Below are 25,195 nucleotides of genomic sequence, written 5' to 3' on the forward strand. Positions count from 1 at the left end.
AAACGTCTGCCCCCCGCTGGGAAGGTTGCCTCAGTACCCTGCGGCTTCCATCTCTTCTGCTGTGAAGGCCTGCGCTTTGGCAAGCGCCTCATCCACTGTTTGCTGCCCGGCATAAACGGCCGAGAATTCCTGGCTTACCTGTGTGGCAATCCCTGCAAATTCCGGAATGGCCACGAACTGGACACCGGTATAGGGTGTCGGCTGCACACAGCAATTCTGCGGGTCAGCCATCAGGATCGATTCCAGAGTCATTTTTGCAAATGGGACTTCCTTGTAGTTGTCATTCTCATAAAGCGAGGTCCGCGCGCCCGGAGGCACATTGGCCCAACCTTCGTTTTCAGCCACCAGCTCGATGTAGTCTTTCGAGGTTGCCCATTCGATGAACTGCTTGGCCGCATCTTCCTGCTGAGTTCCCGCCGGGATCGCCAGCGCCCAAGCCCAAAGCCAATTGGCGCGCTTGTCGACACCTTCCGAATTTGGTGCAAGTGCGAAGCCAACCTTGTCAGCTACGGTTGAGTCGTCCGGATTTGTCACAAAAGACGCGGCGACGGTGGCGTCAATCCACATGCCGCACTTGCCTTGCTGGAACAAAGACAGGTTCTCGTTGAAACCGTTTGTTGCATAGCCAGCCGGGCCGGATTCACTCATCATGTCGACGAAGAACGTCAGCGCCTCTTTCCACTCGGGCTGATCGAACTGCGGCTTCCAGTTTTCATCGAACCAGCGCGCACCGAAAGAATTGCCGGTTACGGTGATAAAGGCACCACCTTCACCCCAGCCCGCCTTGCCACGCAGGCAGATGCCGTTGATGTCGTTGTCGCGATCGGTCATTGCAGCCGCAGCTTCACGGATGAATTGCCATGTGGGTGCTTCGGGCATTTCCAGACCGACCTTTTCCATCAGGTCGGTGCGGTACATGATCATCGAGCTTTCGCCATAAAACGGCGCAGCATAAAGCGTGCCATCATGGCTCAACCCTCCTGCCATCGCAGGCAGCAGATCGCCAACATCATATTCATCGGACAAACCGTCCAGCGGTACCAGCCAGCCGTTCGCACCCCAGATCGGGGTTTCGTACATGCCGATGGTCATGATGTCGAACTGACCGCCTTTGGTGGTGATGTCGGTCGTGACGCGCTGACGCAAAACGTTTTCTTCCAACGTCACCCATTCGACATCAATGCCGGTCGCATTGGTGAAGTTGTCTGTGTAGCCCTGCATCCGGATCATGTCGCCATTGTTGACGGTCGCGATCGTGATGGTTTCCGCTTGGGCTGCTGCCGTAGCGACGAAAGTCAACGCAGTCGCCGCACGAAGTGCGTTCTTCAAATACATCCCTGTCCTCCCTGAGCTTGGATGCTGTACAGAGACCCTAGTTTATAAATTGTCGCGGCGTCAATAATAACTTTACGCGCGTTAAGTTTTAATTCACGCAGATTCTCTTAAGACAAGCCGTGCCGGAAACAGAGTTTCCGTCCGATCATCAAATTTTCCACCGCTTTCAATGAGTTCAAACAAGGTGTCCACACTGCATCCTGCCACGTTGTCATAATCATGCGCAGCTGTTGTCAGCGATGGGCACGTAAATTTTGCAAAAGGGTGGTCGTCATTTGATGCGACACGGAGTGAGCATTCTTCCGTTCGCCCAACCCGAATCCCCTGCTCATAACAGGCAGCCAGAAATCCGATCGCAAGGCGGTCATTGCTGCACAAAACCGAATTCGTCCTGAGAGCGCCTTTCTCCAACACCCTCAAAGCACCTTGATGCCCGATCTCTTCAAACGCCCAGCCTTCACCATCGATTTTAATGACATGGGGCTCGAACCCCAGACGTTCCATAACCTCAATATATGCCTTGCGTCGCTTGTTAGCGTTTGGGTTTGCTGGCGTGCGCATTTCAAAGAAAGACGGAGGTTCACCCGTCCGGGTCATGTATTCCACGGTTTGGGAAACAAAACTGAAATTGTCCGACCCTATAAAGGCTGCACCCAAACCTTCGAGGTTGCTGTCAAACAGAACTGTTGGCACCTCGGCGCAAAATTTCTCGATGTGAGCTCGGTCCGACCCGCGCCCCAAAGGAGCAAACAGTACTCCGGCCGGCTTGAGCGACCGCAGGCTGTCGAGTATTTCGTTCTCGAGTTCCTGCTCACCATGCGAGCTGAAAAGAGATGGACGATACCCGGCCGCAATACAGCTCTGCTCGAGGTATCTGGCCATCTCGGCAAAAAATGGATCGGCAAGATAGGGAACAACGATACCGATATTCTTGGTCAGCTTTCGGTTCTGGTTCACCGCATAGATATTTGGACGGTAATCGAACTTTTCCAATGCTTCTTCGATACGCGCCCGCGTAGAGGAACGAACGCTTTCCGGGTCGTGGAAATATTTGGAAACCGTTGGCCGAGAAATCCCGCTCAGGGCCGCGAACTCCTCCATATTTCTTATTTTTACCATACCTACCCGCTTGCGGAACTCTTTTGCTTTGACCTTACATTTTCTTTACGCGCGACAATAAATCAATAGGCAGCCGTATCCGCGCGAATGGCCAGATGCGTGACACCAACGCCGACAGGCGAAAACCTCCTGATCACGTCGCGAAGTTCTGGACTTGAGCCCAATATACCGACCCCCAGCGCGGCCATCCTGGCGCTCACTTCTGTTCAGACGCATTTTGCTCGTGCGCAGTGCCTGCTGCGACGTCCTTGTAGTCGTCCTGAACGCCGTAAGAAGCGAAACCGGATAGCGTTTCGGAAATCTGTTCATCGGTCAGGATCACCGGACCGAGGGTCAGGGAAAGGTAATATTGACGGGCAATGGTTTCCAGCTCGACTGCGCGCCATATGGCCTTGTCCAGGTCCTCTCCCATGGCAATGGACCCATGATTTCCAAGCAGACAGGCGGTTCGATCTTGCAGCGCTTCGATCGCCAGCTCCGACAGCTCGGGCGTTCCAAAGCGCGCATAGGGTGCGCAGCGAACATTGGGACCGCCGAAGGCCGCGACCATGTAATGCGCTGCCGGGATTTCTTTGTGTGCAATCGCCAGCGCCGTGCAATAGATCGGATGTGCATGGACCACCGCGCCCATATCGGGGCGGGTCTTGAGGATGTCGAAGTGAAACCGCCATTCGGTCGAAGGTTTGAGCGGGCCATACCAGGTCCCAAACTCTCCATCAAATGGCATTGAGACGATCATCTCGGGGGTCAGCTTGTCATATGGCGTCGCCGAAGGTGTGATCAGCATCCGGTTCTCGTATCGGGCCGAGATATTGCCGGATGTGCCCTGGCTAAGACCACTGGAATTCAGAAAAAGGCATTTCTCGATAATCGCCTCACGGATTCTGCGTTCCTTGTCATCCATCTTGTGCTCCTGTCCTAGCGCCACCCGGCGGAATGGACCAGCCTTAGTTATCAGAGGTCGCACCATCAGGCGACAAGCCCAACCTCGCAATTGCATTGTCCAAAGCCAACCCGAAAACCTGCGCCTGAGGTGACAGGACCTGGTCCGGCCGACGCATCAGCCCAACGGGTCCGCGCGTTATCGACGTATCAAACGGCAACGCCACAAGGTGGCCATCGCTGGTTTCATTGGCAACCACCCCCGCCGAGATGATCCAGATCGCGTCGGTCTGCCGGGTATACACTCGCCCGAAAGCACCCGAGACAGTTTCCAGACGATCTTCGATTTCACCAATCCCATGCGCGATCATGAGGCGATCCACCAAGGGCCGAATTGCCGATCCTTCAGGCGGGTAAAGCACTTGCCACTCGGTAATCCGCCTGAGATCGGGGGTTTTCAGCAGCGGGTGATCCGCGCGCACGACAAAGACGACCTTCTCCTCGTAAAGCTGGGTAAAGGAAATGCCCTGCATGGTTTCAGGGCGACCCAAACGCCCGATAACAAGCTCCAGATCTCCTAGACGAAGACGCTCCATCAAATGGCCATGTGGGCCGTCGAAAACGCTCAGTCGAGCATTGCCCGCAAGTTCGGAAAACTCGGTAGCAACGGCTGGCATCAAACGGGCCGCAACCGAAGGCAGCACCCCGACCCGAAGGCTGGCCCTGCCCCGCGCCTCGATCTGTTCCACACCAGAAAAACCTTGCTGCAAAGCGGCCAGTGACATTTCGGCGAAATGCAGAAACACTTCGCCCTGCCGTGTCAGAGAAACACCGGACCGGTTACGGGACAACAGCACAGTGCCCAGAATATCCTCAAGCTCCTTAAGCGTCTTGGATATCGCCGGTTGCGTGAGAAACAGCTTCTCTGCCGCAACTTTCAGGCTTTTCTCGCGACATATCTCAATAAAACATTGAATATGTCTAACTTTGATGCGGCGATCTATCATTACTTTCCAATTCCGGCAACTAAGTCCAAGCAGAACTCATTTTACATATCGAGAAATGGCGTTCAATTATTAGATACGCGAAATCAGGAGAGCCAACATGCGCGTTCAGGTCGCGATCATCGGCGGTGGACCTTCAGGTCTTTTGCTCAGCCAGTTGTTGCACCGCAAAGGCATAGACACCATCGTGTTAGAGCGCAAAACCAGAGAATATGTTCTGGGCCGCATTCGCGCCGGCATTCTGGAAACCGGTTTTGTGGAACTGATGCGCGAGGCCGGTGTAGCAGAGCGGATGGACAAGGAATGTTTTGTCCATGACGGCACGGTGATCTCGTATGGTGATATCGAATTCGGCATCAACTTTAAAAAGCTGACAGGCAGTCATGTGGTTGTTTACGGACAAACGGAAGTAACCCGTGATCTGTATGATGCGCGCGAGGCAATGGGCGGTAAGATCGTTTTCAACGCCGATGATGTTCAGATTCACGGGGCTGACAGTGATGCACCCTATGTGACGTATCAAGCGGATGGGACCGGACACCGGATTGATTGCGATTTTGTCGCCGGGTGCGACGGGTTTCATGGGGTGTCGCGTCAAACCATCCCGCTGACCGTGCGCCGGGAATTTGAAAAGGTCTATCCATTTGGCTGGCTAGGCGTTTTGTCCGAAACACCCCCGGTCCATGACGAACTGATATATGCCGGATCGGAACGCGGTTTTGCGCTTTGTTCCATGCGCAATGAGAACCTCAGCCGGTACTACATTCAATGCTCGCTGTCTGACAGTGCCGATGACTGGACTGATCAAGCCTTCTGGCAGGAGCTGAAACGCAGGATCCCCGCGCAATATGCTGCGACACTGATCACCGGGCCATCTGTCGAAAAATCAATTGCGGCGCTGCGGTCTTTCGTGACTGAACCAATGCGCTGGGGCCGTTTGTTCCTGTGTGGGGATGCCGCGCATATCGTGCCCCCCACCGGGGCCAAGGGGCTAAACACGGCGGCAAGCGACATCCACTATCTGCACAACGCACTGCTGCAATTCTATGAAGACCACGACAGCGAAGGCATCGACCGCTATTCCGAAAAAGCGCTGGCCCGGATCTGGAAGGCCGAGCGGTTCAGTTGGTCCACGACCAATCTGTTGCACCGTTTTCCGGAACAGAACGGCTTTGACCTGAAAATGCAGAAGGCTGACATTGATTTCCTGCGCGAAAACAAAGAGGCCCAATCGGTGTTTGCACAAAACTATGTCGGGCTGCCCTACTGATGCAGATTGCGGCGCTGGATAACATTCACCTGCATTGGCGTGAGGATGGCGATCCAGATGGCACGCCTGTGGTGTTTGCCAACTCGCTGGGAACTGACCTGCGCCTTTGGGACAAGGTTTTGCCGTTGCTGCCCAAGGGGCTGCGCCTGATCCGGTTCGATCTGCGTGGTCACGGCCTGTCGGAATGCCCTCAGGCGCTTTACAGCATGGCTGGGCTGGCGGATGACGCCGAGGCTTTGCTTGACCATATCGGGGTTCGCGACACGGTGTTTGTCGGCCTGTCGATTGGCGGGATGATCGGTCAGGCGCTGGCTTCGCGCCGACCGGACCAGATCCGCGCCCTTGTTCTGTCCAACACCGCCACGAAAATGGGGACGGCGCAGATGTGGCGTGACCGGATGGGCGCGATCCGGTCGTCCGGCATCGAGCCTGTGGCAGACGCAATTCTGGACCGTTGGTTTGCGGCGGGTTTCAGGGCAACCGATAACGTGCTGCTTTGGCGCAACATGCTGGTACGTACACCTGTTTCTGGGTACCTGGGATGCTGCAACGCGATTGCAAATGCTGATCTCGAACCCATGACCCGGGCGCTGCGATTGCCGGTTTTGGCCATCGCCGGATCAGATGACCGCGCCTGCCCACCCGAACTGGTCCGGCAGACCTGTGCTATGATCCCCGGGGCGCGCTATGCCGAAATACCCAACACCGGGCACCTGCCATGTGTGGAAGCCCCCGCCACCTATGCTGAACACTTGTCCGCCTTCCTGATGGAGAACCGCAATGAGTGACAAATACGAGTCCGGTATGCGAGTGCGGCGCAGAATTCTGGGCGATGCCCATGTGGATCGCGCCGAAGACGCCAAGTCTGATTTGGACGGTCCATTTCAGACGCTTATCACCGAAGGCGCGTGGGGCACCGTCTGGGCCTCGGACGGGATCAGCGACCGTGAGAGATCCATGCTGACGCTGGCTTTGCTGGCTGCGTTGGGCAATTTCGAAGAAATCCCGATGCACATCCGCGCCACAGCCCGTACCGGCGCCAGCAAGCAGGATGTACTTGAAGCGTTTCAGCACGTCGCAATTTACGCGGGCGTGCCACGCGCCAATCAGGCCCTCAAACTGGCAAAACAGACCTATGATGAAATGGAACAGGACTGAATGGGAAACGCGTAGGAACCCCAGTCAGACAAAAAGGAAGTGTGATCCGACAATGTTGAAACAAGGTGAATTCTACCAGCGTGACCGCGAGTGGCACCCACCTGCGCTGACACCCGACTACAAGACCAGCGTGACCCGTTCACCGCAATATTCGCTGATCTCGCTGCAAAACTCGATCAGTGAGGTCACCGGCCCGGTTTTTGGCCACAACGATGTTGATCCTCTGGATAACGACCTGATCTCGAACTATGCGCAACCCGGCGAAAGCCCGATTGGCGAGCGTATCATTCTGCACGGCAGGGTGCTGGATGAAAACGGACGTCCGGTGCCAAACACGTTGGTGGAAATCTGGCAGGCGAATGCAGGTGGGCGCTATCGACACAAGAAAGATACCTATCTGGCACCGATCGATCCCAATTTCGGTGGTTGCGGCCGCACCCTGACAGATGAAAACGGTTATTATTTCTTTCGCACCGTGAAACCCGGTGCCTACCCCTGGCGCAATTGGGTGAACAGCTGGCGTCCCGCCCATATCCACATGTCGATATTCGGAACAGGTTTCGCACAGCGCCTGATCACACAATGCTATTTCGAAGGTGACCCGTTGATCGACAGGTGCCCGATCGTGAAAACTATTCCTGACGCCGATGCGATCAGCCGCCTGATTTCGCGGCTCGATATGAATTCAACGATCCCTCTGGATACCATCGCCTATAAATTTGACGTGGTCTTGCGCGGTCGGCGCTCGACCCTGTTTGAAAACCGTCTGGAGGGGAACTGAAGATGCAACAGCTGAATTATCTGAAGGAAACCCCCTCGCAAACAGCCGGGCCTTACGTCCATATCGGTCTGGCGCCCGGGGCTGCCGGATTTGAAATCTACAGGCAGGAATTGGGCTGGGACATAGCCGGACCAAATGCCGAGGGTGAGCGTATTAGGGTCGAAGGACTGGTCGTGGACGGGGCAGGATCTCCCATCAAGGATGTTCTGCTTGAGGCTTGGCAAGCAAATGCCAAGGGCGTCTATGCCCATCCTGAGGGCGGCGGCGATGTCGAAGACGGCTTTCGCGGCTGGGGACGCGTCATCACCAACTTTGAAACCGGCGAATGGGCGTTCGACACAGTCAAACCCGGTCCGACACCGGGACGAAACGTGGGCCAGCAGGCCCCTCATATCAACCTTTGGATTGTTGCCCGGGGCATCAATGTCGGCCTGAATACGCGTATCTATTTCGAGGACGAGGAAGAGGCCAATAGCAAGGACCCGGTCCTTAATCTCATCGAATGGGAACGCCGCCGCGCAACGCTGCTGGCCAAACGCACCAATCGGGACGGTCAAGTTGTCTATCGCTTCGATATCAAGATACAAGGCGAAGATGAGACCGTCTTTTTTGATATCTGATTACTTGGTGCTGCCTTGCCAAGGCGGCACTCATTTCAGGAAGTCACCATGACCAAACCCTGCATTATCTGCGTGGCTATCACCGGTTCCCTGCCCACCAAAAAGAACAACCCCGCGGTGCCGATCTCGGTTGCGGAACAGGTCGAAAGCACGCAAGAGGCGTTCGAGGCCGGGGCCAGCATCGTCCACGCCCATGTTCGCAACGATGATCAGACGCCCAGCAGCGACCCCGAGAAATTCGCCCTCCTCAAAGAGGGTTTGCAAAAACACTGCCCCGGAATGATTATCCAGTTCTCTACCGGTGGGCGGTCAGGCGCCGGTCAGGCAAGGGGCGGAATGCTGCCCCTGTCACCTGACATGGCGTCGCTGTCGGTTGGATCGAACAACTTTCCCACCCGGGTTTATGAAAATCCACCCGATCTGGTGGACTGGCTGTCAGCCGAGATGCGAAAATACGAAGTCACACCCGAGATCGAGGCGTTTGACCTGTCCCACATCCTGCAAGCGATCAGATTGCACAAGGAAGGCAAGCTGTATGGCAAGCTGTATGTTCAATTTGTCATGGGTGTCAAAAACGCGATGCCGGTCGACAGGGCCGTGTTCGACTTCTACGTAAAATCCATGCAGGATCGCGCACCGGATGCCGAATGGTGTGCCGCCGGGATCGGTCCAAACCAGATTGTGGTAAATGAATGGGCCATTGCTGCGGGCGGACACACGCGGACAGGTTTGGAAGACAATGTCCGGCTGGATCGGAATACACTAGCGCCTTCGAACGCTGCGCTGGTCAATCGCGTGACCGAGCTATGCGCAAAGCACGAACGTCCGGTCGCCACCTGGCAACAGGCCCGCGAGATTTTGGCTCTTTGAGCGCAGGGAGGAATGGTGCCATGACGATTGATATCCGCTCGCTTCATTTCAAAGGCCACACATAAGATGGAACAGCTTTCCACTCATCCCTGGCTCAGCGGGTTGTTTGAGGACCCACAGACCTCAGAGTTGCTGGGTGCAGAGGCTCAGCTGAGACACATGCTGGCCGTCGAGGCCGCATATTCAGAGGCTTTGGCGGCGGTCGGCACCGTACCACAAGAGGTGGCGGAAACCGCGGCAAAACTCATCCGACAACACCGCCCCGACATGCAGGCGCTGCGCGACGGGACGGCATCGGATGGCGTGGTGGTGCCCGCGCTGGTGCGGTCGCTCAAAGCGGCATTGCCTGAACATTGCCACGTCGCGCTGCATAAAGGGATAACGTCGCAGGATGTTGTCGACACCGCTCTGGTTTTGTCAATCAAGGACATTCTGGAGGTGTTTTCGGCCCGTCTTTCAGACCTGATCGATGCGCTTGTGGCGTTGGAACAGGCATATGGCGAACACGTGATGATGGGGCGAACCCGAATGCAGGCGGCATTGCAGATTTCAGTTGCCACGCGCCTGCGAAACTGGCGGTTGCCATTGGCCGATCACCAGAAACGCCTGACCCAGTTGCAGCCCAGATTGCTTGTGCTGCAACTTGGCGGTGCCGTTGGGGATCGCACCGCGATGCACGGATCCGGACAGGTAATCGCAGATCATGTGGCCCGTGGGCTTGGCCTGGCCAACTGCGATGCAAACTGGCATGCCCGCCGGGACAATCTTGCAGAATTTGCCTCATGGCTTTCATTGATAACCGGATCGCTGGGAAAGATCGGTCAGGACGTGTCGCTCATGGCCCAGCAGGGGGTGGACGAGGTTTCGCTGACAGGTGGCGGCGGTTCTTCGGCGATGCCTCACAAGCGCAACCCGGTCCGCGCGGAACTGCTGGTCGCACTTGCTCGTTTCAACGCAACCCAACTGTCGGGCATGCATCAGGCGCTGGTGCACGAGCAGGAACGTTCCGGCGTTGCCTGGACGCTGGAATGGATGATCCTACCCCAGATGATCCTGACAACGGGGCAGGCTCTGATCAGCTGTGGTACGTTAGTGCAGCAGATCGAACGGATAGGCATGGTTGAGTGACTGCACGGGCCTCTGAGCCCGACGTTACTCAGGCGCGACGCTGACTTGGCGTCGCAGGTTCTGTCACTTGTTTCGCATCGTGTTTCCTCCGTTTTCCCAATCCCAACGACGGGCCACTTCAGTAGCGAAGGATCAGTGACGGTGCGGGCAACCTATAGTCATCGAAGAATCGAGAACAGGCGGCGTTCCTGATCAAGGTGATGGCCGAGGATCGCCCTGACGATCTGTCGCTGGCCTATTTCACGGCCAAGGAAGTCAGCCTACGTTGGACGGAACATATCGGAATTTCGTTGACGCGGATATCAGGACAGCTGCCATTTTGGAGTGCCGGAGTATGTCAGATGTCGCCGACAATATTGATGCGGCCCACGCGTTATGCAAGCGACGCAATCCCGCCACTCCACACAGCTTTGTGGTAAATAATAGGAAAAAACGTCCGTTCCCAAAGGCCAATCACTCATCAAAAGCTTGAAACTGATCTGCGGCGATTACTGTCTTTGCCCGACCTATGACGCCTTCAAATTTTGGCGCAGGCTTCCGCTCGGTTATCAGGAAGTCACTTGCCGAAAGAGCTGGAAGACGCAAGGCTGGTTTGGGTTCGGATGCCTGGAACTTGGTCGAGTCAACTGCCATGAAACATCGTTCACTGATCGCCTTCATTGCGACCGCAATATCGACTTCGCATTGTTCGAACACCAAAAAACCCTGTTTCGGATCCACACGTGACGCCGACAGGATTGAGTACTCCACCGACATATTTGCAATAACGTCAAAGGCCGCGCGGTCGAACGCTGCCCCGTCATGATTTCGAAGCTGTGTGCCTGCCATAAAGACCCGGTTGCCGTTCCCCATGGCCAAAGTTGTTGCGATGAACGCTGAATTCGTCACCACGGTAAGATCTCTGCGCGCCTTGAGGGCTTGGGCCACAAAACCCGACGTAGATCCCGTATCGATAGCAATGGACGCGTTATCTGGCACAAGGTTCAATATTGACTTGGCAATGGCGACTTTCGCTGCGCGGTTGGTTGTCATACGCGCGATGAAAGGGGGATCTAGAACCTTTTGGGTGCTGATCAACGCGCCGTGAACCTTGTCGATTTGCCCCGCATCCACCAACGGCTTTACAATTCGACGGATTGTCTGATCGGAAACATTAAGCCTCTGCGCCAGGTCCATGACCGAGATTCGGCCATGCATGTTAACCGCGCTCAGGATGTCCTTCTCGTATTTTGACATTCAGTCACTCGGATGTTGGACTTTAACAGGATAAATTGTAGTTACCCCCTTAAATCAACAGATTTCAACACTCTTGTTTAATTTTTGTTGATTTAATTTGGCCGATACGGTGATCTGGCACCCAATTTGTCGACAGGGGCGAGGCCATGACAACCCATTCTGCAAAACACCTTATTATTGGCGGCGGCATCATCGGATGCTCAATCGCTTATCATCTGGCCCAGGCAGGTGAGACGGATGTCGTCCTTCTGGAAAAGGCATCTCTGACAGAGGGGGCAACATGGCACGCTGCCGGGCTGGTTGGGCAATTGCGATCTTCCCGCAATACAACCCGGATGCTGAAACGTTCGGTCGCGCTCTATGACCGGCTGGCCGACGAGACTGGTATGGAATTCGACTGGAAGAAAGTCGGCAGCTTGCGGCTGGCGGCAACCAAGGAACGGTTGCTGGAGGCAAAACGCTTGGCAACGATGGCACGCAGTTTTGACCTGGAGATGGAAATCATCTCACCAGCCGAAGCGAAAGCCCTGTTTCCCTATATCGATGCCGACGGGTTAGAGGGGGCCGCCTTTATTCCGTCGGACGGCCACGTTGACCCCGCTGGCCTGTGTCTGGCGATTGCAGCCGGTGCGCGTAACCACGGCGCACAGATCAGGCAGGGGGTGAAGGTTGAGGATTTCGAAATCCGCAATGGTCGCATAACCAAAGTGATGACAACCAACGGCGACTATGAGGCGGAAACCGTTGTGCTGGCCTCGGGCATGTGGAGCCGTGAACTGGCGGCAAAACTGGGCGTCGTGGTGCCAGCCTGCGCTGTCGAGCACCAATACGTCGTAACAGAACCGTTACCAGAGCCGGAATTGGTCAAGGGCCTGCCCACACTGCGCGACCCCGAGCGTCTGGTCTATTACAAGCCCGATGCTGGCGGGCGTCTGGTCATCGGAGGTTACGAAGACGACACATTACCATTTGGAGAACGGGGCATTCCCGGAGAGTTTGTGCGCCAGTTGCTGCCTGACAATCTTGACCGTTTCGCGCCGCTGGCTGAACTTGCCGGTGTCGTCACCCCTGTCGTGAACCAGGTCGGAATCCGGCAAATCATCAATGGACCGATCCCCTATTCCGCCGATGGTGATTTTGTCATGGGCTGGGCCCCTGAGATCAAGAACTTGATGCTTTCGACCGGGTTCCTCTACGGCATTGCGGCTGGCGGGGGCGCGGGGGAAATGATCGCGGAATGGATTCTGAACGGGCGCCCAAGCCTGGATCTTTGGCCATTGGACGTGCGGCGGTTTAGCCCACATCATGCGACCAAGGCCTTTATGTATCCCCGAGCCGTCGAACATTACGCACATCACTACAAGATGCGCTATCCGGGCCAGGAGGCCGAGACCGCACGTAATTTGCGCTTGTCTCCACTATATAACCGATTGAAAGAACACGGGGCGGTTTATGGATCGAAGAACGGGTGGGAACGGCCTTTGTGGTTTGCCCCAGCTGGGGTCGCCCCAGTGGATCAGCTCGATTTCCTCAATCCCGGTTGGCATGTCTTCGCGGCCGAAGAACACCGCGCTGCCCGCGAAAGTGTCGTTCTGATCGACCAGTCGAGCTTTTCCAAGTTCGAGCTGATCGGCTCTGGCGCGTTGGGTGTGTTGCAACACCTGGCGGTCTCAAACATGGACAAGCCGGATGGCAGCGTAATCTATACCCAACTTTGTAACGACAAAGGCGGCGTCGAGGCGGATGTCACCATCACCCGCCTGGGGCGCGACCATTTCTATATCGTGACCGGCGCTGGATTCGGGGTTCACGATTCCGACTGGATCCGACGTCATCTGCCGGAAGACGGATCAGCACATTTAATCGAGGTTACCTCTTCCCGCGCGGTGATCAACATGTGCGGGCCAAAAGCGCGCGACGTCCTGCAGACGGTAACCGAAGAGGATATCTCAAACGCTGCGTTTCCCTTTGCAACAGCGCGCGACATTACAGTCGGAGCAGCAAGAGTGCGTGCAGTGCGCATAGGCTATACCGGCGAGTTGGGCTGGGAACTGCACATCCCAACCGAATTTGCACTTCATGTCTATGATCAGCTTTGGAAGGCCGGGCACGCCCATGGCATCCGCGATATCGGCTACCGGGCCATTGACTCGCTGCGCCTGGAAAAGGGGTATCTTTACTGGAGCACCGACATCACCCCGGACTATACACCTGTAGAAGCGGGCCTGGGCTCTCGCGTCCACCTGAAATCGAAGGAAAGTTTCCTAGGGCGCGATGTGCTGGAGGACCAGAAATCCAATGGCACGGCACAGATACTCTGTACCTTCGTGACCGAAGAAAAACTGCCGATGACCGGGGGAGAAACCATCCTGCACAATGGCGTAACCGTTTCGCGCGCCAGCAGCGGTGGTTATGGGTACCACGTCGGGAAAACGATCATCTACGGCTATCTTCCGGTGGCGATGACGGACCAGACGGAATTCGAACTCGAACTGTTCGGTGACCGCAAACAAATCTGCCGGGTGGACGGGCCTCTGTTCGACCCGGCCAATGAACGGCTAAAAGCCTGAGGGGGAGGGCAGAAAATGACTGACGGAAACACTGACCGTGTCCTGAGTGAACTTCGCAACCTGAAAGGCTTTGAGGACACCTCAGCACAAAACAGCGAAATCAAGCGGCTGGGTGGGTTGACCAACCTAGTCTACAGAGTGGAAACCTGCGGACACACCATGATCGTTCGCATCCCCGGAGACGGCACCGCGGATTATATCGATCGTGGCGTTGAGATTCACAATGCCAAGGTCGCAGCCGAAGCTGGTATCGGTCCCGCTGTGCTTTGGGCGGATGCAGATACCGGTGTGATGATCAGTGACTGCATTGACGATATCGTCACCATGACACCCGAGCTTTTCGCAACGCGCACCGGAGCGGCCGCGCGTGCCGGACATGCCCTGCGGCAACTACACGAGTCACCCCGCCCTTTCGAGTTCCGGTTCGAACTTTTTTCGATGATCGATGAATATCTGAAAGTCCTGGCAACAAAGGATATTTCCCTGCCCGAAGGCTATACTGAAATTGTCGCCGAAGCGGCACCGATCAAACAGCTGCTGCAGGACAAGCCGGGCGCGCTGGTTCCCAGCCATTGCGATCCGCTTTGCGAGAACTTTCTCGACAACGGTGACCGTATGTGGATCGTGGATTTCGAATATTCCGGGATGAATGATGCTCTTTGGGACCTCGGCGATTTGTCAGTCGAAGCTGGGCTGACCGAGAAGCAGGAAATCGAAATGCTGACGTCCTATTTTGGCGCGGCACCAACAGCGGCTCAATTCGGGCGAATGGTGATCTACAAGGCGATGTGCGATCTTCTGTGGACACTCTGGGGCTTGATCCAACATGCCGATGATAACCCGGCCGAAGATTTCTGGGCCTATGCCACGGGTCGGTTCGACAGGTGCAAGGCACTGATGTTCAATCCTGCTTTCGCGGCGCATGTTCAGGCAGTTGCGAACGAATAGTGCAGATGGATAAGTTGCATTCTCTTGATGAATGACTGGCATGTGGAAATGAAAAATGGTTCGGACAAATGGGATTCGAACAGGTTTCACGGTAGGCTCTTTGAGGGGCCGCAACGTCCCCAAAACGGCGGTTAAAATGCTGTGCTGTTCTACCTGAGGCACAGTTTCCTGTCGTGATCGAACAGATATCATAGCTGAATGCCGTCCGAGAGTTGATTTGGCGACCTCAACACACGGGTTGCGATTATTCACCGTTGGTCTTCGCACGGGGCACATTTGAAGGAACGCTAAGTGCAGAATTCCTGGCGCTTGGGCGAAACGTATATCAACGCAACAGGTACGCGGGCGTTTCTACATCCATTCTTGAATGAAGGCGTCAAAATCACTGATTCCCTTCTGTGCACGCGGTGAAGTAAGTCGACTGCAACAAGGTCCCCTGTCAGATCTGAGTCTGTCATAGCGGCGGGCTGATTTGGCTAGGTTCCTCACACGTGTTCGCCAAGACAACGCCTCTCATTCAGAAACTTGTAGCGACACGAAGGTCCGAACCAAATTTGCTTTTCAGGGTCAAAAACGCTTTTAGTAGAAACTTAGCCAATGATAACCGTACCGGTTATGAAGTTCGCCTAGGTAAGCGAATCGCTGTCCCCTTCGGACACTGGTACAGGATTTGCTGAAACAAGGCCTCTGAGAGCTGTCGAGCTCTACCACTAGAGAAGAAATGATGGATCAGAAAAATCACCCGTCTCAACTGGGGAAAGCAATTCGACGCCGCCGGAAAGCGCTTGGCAAAACACTTGTCGAAGTTGCGGATGAAGCTGATTTGACGACAGGGTTCATATCGCAGGTTGAACGCGGCATCAGTGCCCCGTCCCTGTCTTCGCTTATGGCAATTGCTGCATCTTTGAAGACCAGCATTGAACAGCTAGTCAGCGTTCCCGAGGAGTACACCGAATACGTTCGCAAAGATCGACGTCAAACCTATGCTTTGGGAGTCAACGGGCGGTTCTATGAAAAGTTGGGTCCGGGGTTTTCGGGCGCGCTTTTGTATCCTTGTATTGTTCATCGCCCTGCGGGTCACATGTCCGAGAAGATGTGTCACGAAGGCGAGACCTTTTGTTATTTGATTTCGGGTCAGTTGGAATATCATCTGGGCGATGAAGTCCACATCATGTCGAGCGGTGACACGATACATCACGACGCGTCCAAGCCGCATTATTCGATCGTTCTAGGAGATACCGAAGCGGTTGAATTGTGGGTGGACACGACGCCGATCAAAAATACGTCCAAGTAATCGCACCGGCTGAACAGCTCACCGAAAGTTCTCCAAATTCTATCGCGGGGCCGCACTTGAAAGTGCTGCCCCGAACGTCGTGGCGTGCCCTAAAATTCTCAATCAATGCTCCTGTGGGCTCAATATGCAATTTACGTATTACTAAATAAAGTTTTAGCAGTAATGAAATTAATGTATAACACCTTCACGCGATGGAGAATCGCTTTGGGAGGAACTCATCAATGAAACGTAATTTGATGGCAGCGACTGCCGTCGTGGCCACTGCAATGGCCCTACCTTTGTTTGCACAAGAGCGTGGTGGCATTCTGAATTTCGCCAGATATGACGGATCAAACCTGATTGACCCTATTTATGCCGATCGAAACCCGGACATCTGGATGGTTGGCAGCCTTTTCGACACGCTTCTGCGCCCCAGTGAAGATGGGAACTCTGTCATCCCAGGACTGGCCGAAGAATACAGTATCTCCGACGATGGACAGTCTGTATCGCTTACCTTGCGCAGCGGCGTCTCGTTTTCGGATGGAACACCTTTGACCGGAGAAGACGTTGTCTTTTCGCTGGATCGCGCCCGCAATCCCGATCTGAGCCCATGGGCTGGGCTTCTCGGATCCATCGACAATGTAAGCGCGGAAGGAAACGTCATCTCGATCAGCCTGAAAGCGGCTGACCCGACAATCCTCTCCATGCTTGCCACTTTCACAACCGGCATTGTCTCCAAAGCCGTCTTTGAGGCGGCCGAAGGTTCCACTGACCAGGAAAAGTCCGCCGCAATCTTTGCAGCCAAAGGCCCCGGTGTCGGGTCCGGTCCCTTCTATCTGTGTGGATTTGAGCAGGGAACTTCCATGGAGTTCTGTGCCAACAGGAATTATTGGCGCAAAGGATCCGACGGCAAAGCGCTGCCCTACCTGGACGGGGTGCATTTCGAGATCATTCCCGATGACGCAACCCGGATTCTGAAGCTTCAGGCCGGTGAGGTGGATGCCGCCGAGTTCATTCCCTTTTCACGTGTGCCAGAGCTTGAAGCAGACCAAGCGATCAACATGAACCTCTATCCGTCCACACGGATCATATATTCGCCGATCAACACGCGTGAAACCCGTGCTGACGGATCGCCTAACCCGTTGTCAGACGCTCGGGTTCGGCAGGCACTCAACTATGCCACCAACAAAGAGGCACTGATCGGGCTTGTGCTGCAAGGCGCCGGCAAGCCAATGACGTCGCCTTTGATGGCGGCGGCGACCCAGCTTTCCGCAAATCTTGATCCGTTGTATGCCTACGACCTTGACAAGGCGAAAGCTCTGATCGCCGAGGCCGGCGTAGCGCCAGGAACCGAAATCACCTTTACGACTTTGGCTGGCTCTGCGGATGACAGCACAATATTTGCGGCTCTTCAGCAAATGTGGGCTCCGTTGGGGATAAACCTGTCAGTCGAACAGGTGGATGGACCGACTCGTGGCGCCAAAAACCGCTCGGGTGAGTTTGACATCCACACCTATGGCTGGGTGAACGACGTAAACGACCCCAGCCAGGTCGTGGGCTGGTTGGGTCATACACCTACGGCCAATGCGGTCGGTACTGGTTGGGAAAACGCGGAATTCAACGCTCTGTTTGAAGCTTCGGCAACCGAAATCGACGCCGAAAAAAGAGCAGCCCAGTATGCTGAAATGCAGAAAATATATGCAGATGCTGCCCCCTTGCTTTTCATGTATGAGACGCCCTTTGCGGTGGCCGTTTCTACCAGCGTGGACGGATACGTTCAGACACCACTGGGAAACAACGTCTTCGATCAGGCGACCGTCAGCCGCTGATCGCTTAAATGCCGCCGGCAGTACCTGCCGGCGGTTCTTTTGACGGAGGCCTTGATGGCAACCCTTCAATACACGTTCAAACGCTTGCTGCTGATGATCCCCACATTCATCCTCGTGATGATCATTATCTTTGTTCTGGTTCGTCTCCTGCCGGGGGACCCGGCCATCGCCATCGCAGGAGATCGGGCATCGGATGCGGATCTTGCTGCTATCCGCGAGCGGTTGGGACTGAACGAGCCGCTTTTGGTACAGTTCTGGCTGTTTCTGACAAATACGCTGCAAGGCGATTTGGGCCGGTCAATCCTGATGCGCGCACCGGTAACTGAAGTCATCATCAACCGTCTTCCGACCACGGCTTTTCTGACGATCTATGCTGTCCTCATGTCTTTGTTGATTGCAGGACCACTGGCGTTTGTTGCAGCTCTGAACCGCGGACGGTGGCCTGACGCAGTGATCCGCACGGTTTTCCAGGTGGGGCTGTCGATGCCTGTGTTTTACATCGGTCTGATTCTGCTAACCTTTCTTGCCGCACAGCTCAGGTGGTTTCCAGTCGGCGGTTACGGCGACACCTTTGGCGACAGGCTTTATCACCTGTTCCTGCCTGCCGTAGCGGTGGCGTTATATACGTCGGCGATCATCATGCGAAATCTGCGTGCTGCCATCATCGAGGTTCTGGATGCTGAATACGTTCAGTTTGCCCGAGCCAAGGGTTTGCCTGACAGGCTGATTTTGGGACGCCATGTGCTGCGTAACGCGCTGATTTCGACCGTTACACTTTTGGGTCTGTCCATCGGCAACCTCATGAGCGGAACACTGGTTACCGAAACAGTTTTTGCCGTGCCTGGTGTCGGACGCTTGATGCTTGAGGCGATTTTCGCGCGCGACTACCCGCTTATCCAGGGATTGACGCTGACCTTTGCGGTTCTGGTCTCGGTCGTATTCCTGCTTACGGACCTGTTTCAAAGCTCGTTGGACCCGAGGATGCGATTGACATGACCGACACTGCCACTTCTCCTGTTGGGGCGGGTGAGCCGCCAAGGACGCGCTTTCCAGCGGCGCTACGAAAACCGGGTTTCATAATAGGCCTTTGCATCATTGGAATGTCGACTTTGCTTGCGATCATGCCAAATGCTTTCGCCCCCTATGATCCCAATTTCATTGATTACACCGCGGTTCGCCAGCCACCAAGCTGGGCCCATCCCTTCGGCACCGACCTGCTGGGGCGCGACAGTCTGAGCCGCGTTATTTCAGCCTATTCGGTAAACATGCAGATGGCAGTCCTTGCCACAGTCTTTGCCCTGATCATTGGCGTCGTGGTTGGCGCGCTTGTCGGCTACTACCGCGGAATTGCCGATATGATCTTCGGGCGTGTCGTAGACGCGATCATCACGTTCCCATTTCTGGTTCTTGTTATCGCGGTCGTCGCCGTGCTTGGGCCGGGTTTGGTCAATATGTACATTGCGATAACGGTTGTTGGTTGGGTCTACTATGCCCGGTTAATGCGGGCCGAGGTCATCGCGCAGATGGGAAACGACTATGCTGCTGCTGGCATCGTCATGGGATACTCTGACAGGCGCATTATCTTTCGCCACCTTCTGCCGAACGCGATCACGCCGGTTATCGTTTACTGGATGACGGATATGGCACTGGCAATTCTGCTGGGTTCGTCGCTGGGTTATCTGGGTCTTGGCGCACAGCCACCGCAGGCGGAATGGGGTGTCCTGATCGCGGAAGGACGCAATTTTATCACAACGGCCTGGTGGTTGAGCCTGATGCCCGGGATCGCGATCGTTATCACAGGTCTTGGATTTTCCCTTATTGGCGATGGGTTAGCAGACCTGCTCAGGCCACGTGGGTAAGGAGTTGACAATGACAGGCAATCAGCAACCTATCCTCGAAGTCAAAAACCTGAGTACAACCTTCTGGAAGGAAGGGACCCCTCTGCCAGCTGTGCGAGACGTAAGTTATTCCGTTCGACGTGGCGAAGTGCTGGGATTGGTCGGTGAAAGCGGTTCTGGCAAGAGTGTCACTTTGCGTTCGGTTCTGGGACTGTCGCGGCGCTATGGTGAAGTCACAGGAGTCGTGAATTGGCAGGGGCAAAACCTTGTTCCGCTTTCCGAACGAAAACTGAGGCGCATTCGCGGTGGCGAAATTGCGATGATCTTTCAAGAGCCGATGACATCGCTTAACCCGTTGTTGACGGTTGGCATGCAGCTGACCGAGACGTTGAAAGCGCATACCGACCTCAATCGCGCAGCGCGCCGTGATCGTGCGGTCGAGATGCTGGATCATGTAGGGATTCCATCTGCTGCGTCACGTTTGGACGAATACCCACATCAGTTTTCTGGTGGTATGCGGCAGCGCGTTATGATCGCGATTGCTCTGGCAGCAAATCCGAAACTGTTGCTTGCCGATGAACCAACCACCGCATTGGACGTAACAATTCAGGCACAGATTCTTGATCTGATCCTGTCCTTGGCCGATGAGCTTCAAATGGGCGTGGTTCTTGTCACGCATGATTTAGGTGTGGTCGCTCAGACCTGTGAATCCTTGGCGGTCATGTATGCCGGGCGGGTGGTTGAACAGGGGGCTGTGCGTCAGGTTTTGAATGCACCACGCCACCCTTATACCGTAGGGCTGATGCGGTCTGTCCCTCAGAATGTGCCGCCGCGTACACCACTCTATTCGGTGCCGGGCACGCCTCCGAGTCTTGAGAAGTTGCCGGTCGGATGCGCCTTTGCCCCACGGTGTCAGAGCACCATCGACGCGTGCCTGAACGCGCGTCCGCCGTTGTCGGCGATATCCGAAGGCCGTCATGTGGCGTGCTTCAATCATGTGCCCGCAGCTCAGGGAGACGTCGCATGACAGATACGGTCATGGAGATAAATGATGTGGGTCTTCAATTTCATTTGTCACGGTCGGTTCTTGACCTGATCAGCCAGCGACCCGGGCGGGTTGTCAACGCGCTGAACGGTGTTAGCCTCGAGCTCAAGCGAGGAGAAACGCTGGGAGTTGTCGGTGAGTCCGGCTGCGGTAAGTCCACACTTGCACGTTGCATAGTTAGGCTCCACCAGCCTCAGACCGGCAGTATCCGTTTCACTGGAATAGATATCTTTGACCCAAAATATCGTAACGAGCGCGATTATAATCGTCGCGTTCAAATGATGTTTCAGGATCCTTATTCGTCCCTGAACCCCCGCATGACGACTGGTCAGATTCTGTCCGAGGCTCTTAGTGTTCACAAGATGCGCCCCGAGAGTGAAATCCCCTCGCGCGTTATGGAACTGTTGGATCTGGTACGCCTGCCACAGGACGCCGCAAACAAATTACCGCACGAGTTTTCGGGGGGGCAGAGGCAACGAATTGCGATCGCTCGCGCACTGGCAGTCGAGCCGGAAGTTTTGATTGCCGACGAACTGGTTTCCGCGCTGGACGTTTCAGTACAGGCACAAGTGGTCAATCTTCTGCTTGAATTGCAGGACAAACTGAACCTCACAATTCTGTTCGTCGCACACGACTTGCGACTTGTACGTCACGTCTCGAACCGGGTGGCTGTGATTTATCTGGGCCGGATTGTGGAGATCGGCGACAGTGAAACCTTGTTCTCCGATCCCTCACATCCTTATTCCCAAGCTCTGCTCAGCGCTGCGCCATCGCTTGATCCGGATGACAAAGGGAACGTCATCCGACTGGAGGGTGAGTTGCCGTCACCAATGAACGTACCGCCCGGATGCCCGTTCCACGTGCGCTGTCGTTTTGCCACAAGTCTTTGTCAACGCGACGTTCCCGCACTCAGACAATTTGGGGAGTTTGGAGAGGTCGCCTGCCACCACGCGGAAGAGATCAAAGCACATGCTGGATAGGTTTCATTTATGTCCGAGCGAAAGAATTTCGCTGTTCCGCGACCAAATGAGCGTGCAGGACCTGGATGCCTTTGTACTACCACGATTTGATGCCCATCAAGGCGAATACGTCGCACCGCATGACGAACGTCTGGCGTATCTGACCGGGTTCACCGGATCTGCTGGACTTGCCTTTGTAACACCTGAGACCGTCGCCCTTTTTGTCGATGGTCGATACAGCTTGCAGGCTACGCAAGAGTGCAAAGGCGCGTTGTTCTCTCATCATCATCTTCATGGCGAGGCGCCCGAAGAGTGGCTGAGAAAAGAGATGCGTACAGGTTGGCGCCTCGGATATGACCCGATGCACATACCCCCGTCGTGGTTTGACCGGTTTGACGCAGCTTGCAAGGATGTGGGAGCAATGATGGTGCCGCAACAAGTCAATCCGGTCGACGCGGTTTGGACAGATCAACCAGCGCCACCCTGTGGTCGTGTGACAGTTTTACCGTCGCAGATTGCCGGGAAAAACTGTGCAGAAAAATGCTCTGATCTGGCGAACTATCTGGTTCAGCGACAGGCCGACTTTGTTGTCGAAACACAACCTGACAATATCGCCTGGTTACTGAACATCCGCGGCGCGGATGTTGGCTATAATCCGGTAGTTAACTCCTTTCTTCTGGCACATCGGGACGGGACGCTGATTTGGTTTGTCGATCCGCAAAAGCTGGATGATTTCGTAGAGAGTGCATTGCCCTCAAATCTTCAGATAGTTCCACAGGTAGAGTTTTTGCCCACGCTCAAGGCCAGATTTCGGCCAAATCAGCTGGTATTGGCTGATCCGGATTTCTCACCTGTCGCCGTAAGACAAACCATCGAAGAAGCCGGTGCGAAACTTGGTTCTGAACGCAGTGTGATTACCCGGACTAAGGCATTGAAAAACACGATCGAACTGGAGGGTCTTCGAACCTGCCATTTCACCGACGGAATCGCGTGGGCAGAATTTGGTGCCTGGCTTGCAGACACGGTTCCCGTTCGCGCCGAAAGTGGTGACCCCCTGACCGAGCGTGAAGCAGAGCAAAAATTGAAGGCGATGCGCTGCGCACAGCAAGGTTTCCTAGGTGACAGTTTTCATGCGATCTCAGCGGCAGGCGGGAACGCGGCGATGTGCCACTATAGCGCGACCGCGGATCGGAATGATCCTATCCAACCGGATCAAACCTATCTGATGGATAGCGGCGGACAATACGAGACGGGAACGACCGATACCACCCGGTGCTATGCTTTTGGAGCACGGCCTGACGGGTATGATGAGGCATACACGGCAGTCTTCAAGGCCTTCTGTGCCTTGGCCACCTTGCGATTCCCGCCTGGTACCCAAGGGCACCATATCGACGGGATCTGCCGCCGCCCTTTGTGGGATCTCGGGCTGGACTATGACCATGGGACCGGTCACGGCATCGGCCATCGACTGTCAGTGCACGAACACCCGCAGAGAATAGGAAAACCCTATAACCCGATTGATCTGGAACCGGGCATGGTCATGTCGATTGAACCGGGGTTTTACAAGGCCGCCAGCTTCGGCATCCGCATAGAAAACGTCTTTGAGGTCGTCACAGAAGACAACGGTTTCCTTGCCTTCCGCAATATGACGTTTGTGCCAATTCAGACTGACATGTTGATTGTTCAAAACCTGACTATGCGCGAGCGGCACTGGTTAAATCAATATCATCGTCAAATCAGACAGATGCTTTCACCGCGATTGAGTGATCCCGCAAAAGAGTGGCTGACAAAAGTGACGACTGCAATCTGAAACACGAAGCGAACTTTTGGCCGGGCTGTATGCTGCTGTGCGGCGAAACGAGTGGCGACGTTTCCAACCGTCAGAATACCAAGCCGATAACGGCTCGCGCGTGGAGTAAGAACAATAAGATGTGCCGGGATCGCCGAAGCGGGTGGTTTTGGTCGCATTAAGGGTTGGTAAGGATGCCAGATTTATCAGAATATAGCCGGTTGGCCCGTGAAATCTCTGTCGATGCCGTGGCATTGGTGCCGGGTCCGAATTTCGACCGAGCCATGGGCAAGTCTTTCATGACCAACGAACGCCCCATCGTGGTTGTGATCCCCGCATCAGGAGAACCCGCTGCCGTTGTTCCAAATCTGGAACTTGGCTCGTGGGATCAATTAAGGTTCGAAGGAGCGGTATTCGATTGGCGGGATGAGGCGGGTTACAAAGGGGCTTTCACCGCTTTGGCGAACCACCTGAGCATCGCGTCCCTTGCAGTTGAAGGGCAGGTCATGCGTGTTTTTGTCTCTGACGCGCTGACCGAAGCTATGCCTGGGTTACAAATAACTGATGCGGAACACCAAATCTCGAACCTGCGACTGATCAAGTCCAGCAAGGATGTGGCCTCCATGCAAGCTGCGATCACCATCTCGGAACGTGCGCTTGAGGGGGTTATCGGAACGGTACACGCAGGTCAGACCGAGAAACAGATCGAACAGGATTTGATCCAGGCAATGTTTGCCGAAGGCGCCGATTCACTGGCCTTTACACCGATTGTGGTCGCTGCCGACAACTCGGCCCGACCACATGGGAAAGCGCGTATGGATTATCGGATTCAAACCGGCGATGCGCTGCTCTTTGACTTTGGCGCGCGCAAGGATGGATTTGTCGCGGATATCACGCGAACCTTTTTCGTTGGCGAAGTCTCAGATGAGGGCAAGGCTGTCTACGAAACTGTATTGCGAGCAAATCAGATGGGTCTGAACGTGTGTCGCCCCGGTGTGACGGCCCATGATATCGATGATGCTGTCATCGGCGTTCTTGAAGCATCCCCTTTCGCCAATCGCATCCGCACCAAGACAGGCCACGGATTGGGTCGGGATGTGCACGAGGCTCCATATATCATGCGCGGAAACAACCAGGTAATGCGCGCAGGCATGGTCTGGACCAACGAACCGGGTCTGTATGACCTAGGCAATTTCGGTGTCCGTATTGAAGATGACGTCTTGGTCACAGAAGACGGATGCCTATCACTGACCAGTTTCCCGAAAGAGCTTATTGTCCTGGGGGCGGGACGTCGATAACCGGGCTGTCCCAGCCAAACGGTTGGGGTCAGTGAATGGCAGCCAACATGATGCGGGTTGGATATGTCGCAAAGCACTGATTGTGAGGCATTGTCTTGGCAATCGCAGGGCACGGGTTCCCCTTCTACCATGTCTTATCAAGTACAGGAAGTTGGGCTATTGTACCTAGCATTGCGCCTACACATGACGCGTCTAAAGCGCTGGCAACCGGTTTCATATGGATGTTGCGAATTACAGGCAAAA

General features: G+C 55.1%; 23 protein-coding genes. 17 read left to right on the forward strand and 6 right to left on the reverse strand.

Annotation, left to right across the window (positions count from 1 at the left end):
- Nucleotides 1–30: 30 nt before the first annotated feature.
- From ACR0BZ_RS17255 to pcaQ, 5 genes are all read right to left on the reverse strand, one after another.
- Entirely contained in the window at nucleotides 31–1,335 is a 1,305-nt protein-coding gene (locus ACR0BZ_RS17255; protein WP_480920848.1) for an ABC transporter substrate-binding protein, read from the reverse strand.
- Nucleotides 1,336–1,428: 93 nt separating this feature from the next.
- Entirely contained in the window at nucleotides 1,429–2,454 is a 1,026-nt protein-coding gene (locus ACR0BZ_RS17260) for a LacI family DNA-binding transcriptional regulator (protein WP_480920849.1), read from the reverse strand.
- Nucleotides 2,455–2,516: 62 nt separating this feature from the next.
- Nucleotides 2,517–2,642, reverse strand: a complete 126-nt coding sequence (locus tag ACR0BZ_RS17265; protein ID WP_480871470.1) for a hypothetical protein — start codon at nucleotides 2,640–2,642, stop codon at nucleotides 2,517–2,519.
- A gap of 8 nt (nucleotides 2,643–2,650) precedes the next feature.
- Nucleotides 2,651–3,358, reverse strand: a complete 708-nt coding sequence (locus tag ACR0BZ_RS17270) for a class II aldolase/adducin family protein (protein WP_480774346.1) — start codon at nucleotides 3,356–3,358, stop codon at nucleotides 2,651–2,653.
- Between the two features lie 43 nt (nucleotides 3,359–3,401).
- On the reverse strand, nucleotides 3,402–4,343 hold the full coding sequence (pcaQ, locus tag ACR0BZ_RS17275) for a pca operon transcription factor PcaQ (RefSeq protein ID WP_480920850.1): 942 nt from the start codon (nucleotides 4,341–4,343) through the stop codon (nucleotides 3,402–3,404).
- Between the two features lie 97 nt (nucleotides 4,344–4,440).
- Between pcaQ and pobA the strand changes: the two genes are divergently transcribed.
- The 7 genes from pobA to ACR0BZ_RS17310 all read left to right on the forward strand — a co-directional run bounded on the left by pobA (nucleotide 4,441) and on the right by ACR0BZ_RS17310 (nucleotide 10,167).
- Nucleotides 4,441–5,610 carry a 4-hydroxybenzoate 3-monooxygenase gene (gene pobA / locus ACR0BZ_RS17280; RefSeq protein ID WP_480920851.1) on the forward strand — a complete coding sequence of 390 codons (1,170 nt, stop codon included), beginning with the start codon at nucleotides 4,441–4,443 and terminating at the stop codon, nucleotides 5,608–5,610.
- Nucleotides 5,610–6,398 (forward strand): 3-oxoadipate enol-lactonase, encoded by a 789-nt coding sequence (gene pcaD, locus ACR0BZ_RS17285; protein ID WP_480920852.1) that lies wholly within the window; start codon nucleotides 5,610–5,612, stop codon nucleotides 6,396–6,398. Before pobA ends, pcaD begins: the two co-directional genes overlap by 1 nt.
- Nucleotides 6,391–6,768: a 4-carboxymuconolactone decarboxylase gene (gene pcaC, locus ACR0BZ_RS17290; protein ID WP_480488803.1), complete on the forward strand. Its 378-nt coding sequence runs from the start codon at nucleotides 6,391–6,393 to the stop codon at nucleotides 6,766–6,768. Before pcaD ends, pcaC begins: the two co-directional genes overlap by 8 nt.
- A 52-nt stretch (nucleotides 6,769–6,820) precedes the next feature.
- Nucleotides 6,821–7,549 (forward strand): protocatechuate 3,4-dioxygenase subunit beta, encoded by a 729-nt coding sequence (pcaH, locus tag ACR0BZ_RS17295; RefSeq protein ID WP_480560454.1) that lies wholly within the window; start codon nucleotides 6,821–6,823, stop codon nucleotides 7,547–7,549.
- 2 nt (nucleotides 7,550–7,551) lie between these two features.
- Nucleotides 7,552–8,169, forward strand: a complete 618-nt coding sequence (pcaG, locus tag ACR0BZ_RS17300) for a protocatechuate 3,4-dioxygenase subunit alpha (RefSeq protein ID WP_480833294.1) — start codon at nucleotides 7,552–7,554, stop codon at nucleotides 8,167–8,169.
- A gap of 48 nt (nucleotides 8,170–8,217) precedes the next feature.
- Nucleotides 8,218–9,039 (forward strand): 3-oxoadipate:acetyl-CoA acetyltransferase, encoded by an 822-nt coding sequence (locus tag ACR0BZ_RS17305; RefSeq protein ID WP_480920853.1) that lies wholly within the window; start codon nucleotides 8,218–8,220, stop codon nucleotides 9,037–9,039.
- 66 nt (nucleotides 9,040–9,105) lie between these two features.
- Nucleotides 9,106–10,167 carry a 3-carboxy-cis,cis-muconate cycloisomerase gene (locus tag ACR0BZ_RS17310; RefSeq protein ID WP_480920854.1) on the forward strand — a complete coding sequence of 354 codons (1,062 nt, stop codon included), beginning with the start codon at nucleotides 9,106–9,108 and terminating at the stop codon, nucleotides 10,165–10,167.
- Between the two features lie 453 nt (nucleotides 10,168–10,620).
- On the opposite strand, the gene ACR0BZ_RS17315 is transcribed toward ACR0BZ_RS17310, so the two are convergent.
- Nucleotides 10,621–11,403 carry a DeoR/GlpR family DNA-binding transcription regulator gene (locus tag ACR0BZ_RS17315; protein ID WP_480488793.1) on the reverse strand — a complete coding sequence of 261 codons (783 nt, stop codon included), beginning with the start codon at nucleotides 11,401–11,403 and terminating at the stop codon, nucleotides 10,621–10,623.
- A 146-nt stretch (nucleotides 11,404–11,549) separates the two neighbouring features.
- Between ACR0BZ_RS17315 and ACR0BZ_RS17320 the strand changes: the two genes are divergently transcribed.
- From ACR0BZ_RS17320 to ACR0BZ_RS17365, 10 genes are all read left to right on the forward strand, one after another.
- Nucleotides 11,550–13,973, forward strand: coding sequence for a GcvT family protein (locus ACR0BZ_RS17320; protein ID WP_480920855.1), 2,424 nt, complete (start codon nucleotides 11,550–11,552; stop codon nucleotides 13,971–13,973).
- Nucleotides 13,974–13,988: 15 nt separating this feature from the next.
- The gene (locus ACR0BZ_RS17325; protein ID WP_480484624.1) at nucleotides 13,989–14,921 is read left to right on the forward strand and encodes a phosphotransferase; all 933 of its coding nucleotides are present in this window, start codon (nucleotides 13,989–13,991) and stop codon (nucleotides 14,919–14,921) included.
- A 724-nt stretch (nucleotides 14,922–15,645) separates the two neighbouring features.
- Entirely contained in the window at nucleotides 15,646–16,215 is a 570-nt protein-coding gene (locus ACR0BZ_RS17330; RefSeq protein WP_480477671.1) for a helix-turn-helix domain-containing protein, read from the forward strand.
- Between the two features lie 221 nt (nucleotides 16,216–16,436).
- Nucleotides 16,437–18,023, forward strand: coding sequence for an ABC transporter substrate-binding protein (locus ACR0BZ_RS17335; RefSeq protein ID WP_480920856.1), 1,587 nt, complete (start codon nucleotides 16,437–16,439; stop codon nucleotides 18,021–18,023).
- A gap of 54 nt (nucleotides 18,024–18,077) precedes the next feature.
- Nucleotides 18,078–19,019 carry an ABC transporter permease gene (locus ACR0BZ_RS17340; protein ID WP_480484621.1) on the forward strand — a complete coding sequence of 314 codons (942 nt, stop codon included), beginning with the start codon at nucleotides 18,078–18,080 and terminating at the stop codon, nucleotides 19,017–19,019.
- A gap of 125 nt (nucleotides 19,020–19,144) precedes the next feature.
- A complete protein-coding gene (locus tag ACR0BZ_RS17345) occupies nucleotides 19,145–19,882 on the forward strand; it encodes an ABC transporter permease (protein ID WP_480588728.1) in 738 nt (245 codons plus the stop codon).
- Between the two features lie 10 nt (nucleotides 19,883–19,892).
- Entirely contained in the window at nucleotides 19,893–20,888 is a 996-nt protein-coding gene (locus ACR0BZ_RS17350; protein WP_480920857.1) for an ABC transporter ATP-binding protein, read from the forward strand.
- Nucleotides 20,885–21,886 carry an ABC transporter ATP-binding protein gene (locus ACR0BZ_RS17355; protein WP_480920858.1) on the forward strand — a complete coding sequence of 334 codons (1,002 nt, stop codon included), beginning with the start codon at nucleotides 20,885–20,887 and terminating at the stop codon, nucleotides 21,884–21,886. Before ACR0BZ_RS17350 ends, ACR0BZ_RS17355 begins: the two co-directional genes overlap by 4 nt.
- On the forward strand, nucleotides 21,876–23,675 hold the full coding sequence (locus tag ACR0BZ_RS17360; RefSeq protein ID WP_480920859.1) for an aminopeptidase P family protein: 1,800 nt from the start codon (nucleotides 21,876–21,878) through the stop codon (nucleotides 23,673–23,675). Before ACR0BZ_RS17355 ends, ACR0BZ_RS17360 begins: the two co-directional genes overlap by 11 nt.
- A 173-nt stretch (nucleotides 23,676–23,848) precedes the next feature.
- Nucleotides 23,849–24,952 carry a M24 family metallopeptidase gene (locus ACR0BZ_RS17365; RefSeq protein ID WP_480920860.1) on the forward strand — a complete coding sequence of 368 codons (1,104 nt, stop codon included), beginning with the start codon at nucleotides 23,849–23,851 and terminating at the stop codon, nucleotides 24,950–24,952.
- The last annotated feature ends 243 nt before the right edge of the window (nucleotides 24,953–25,195 follow it).

The organism is Ruegeria sp. P8, from assembly GCF_056534665.1.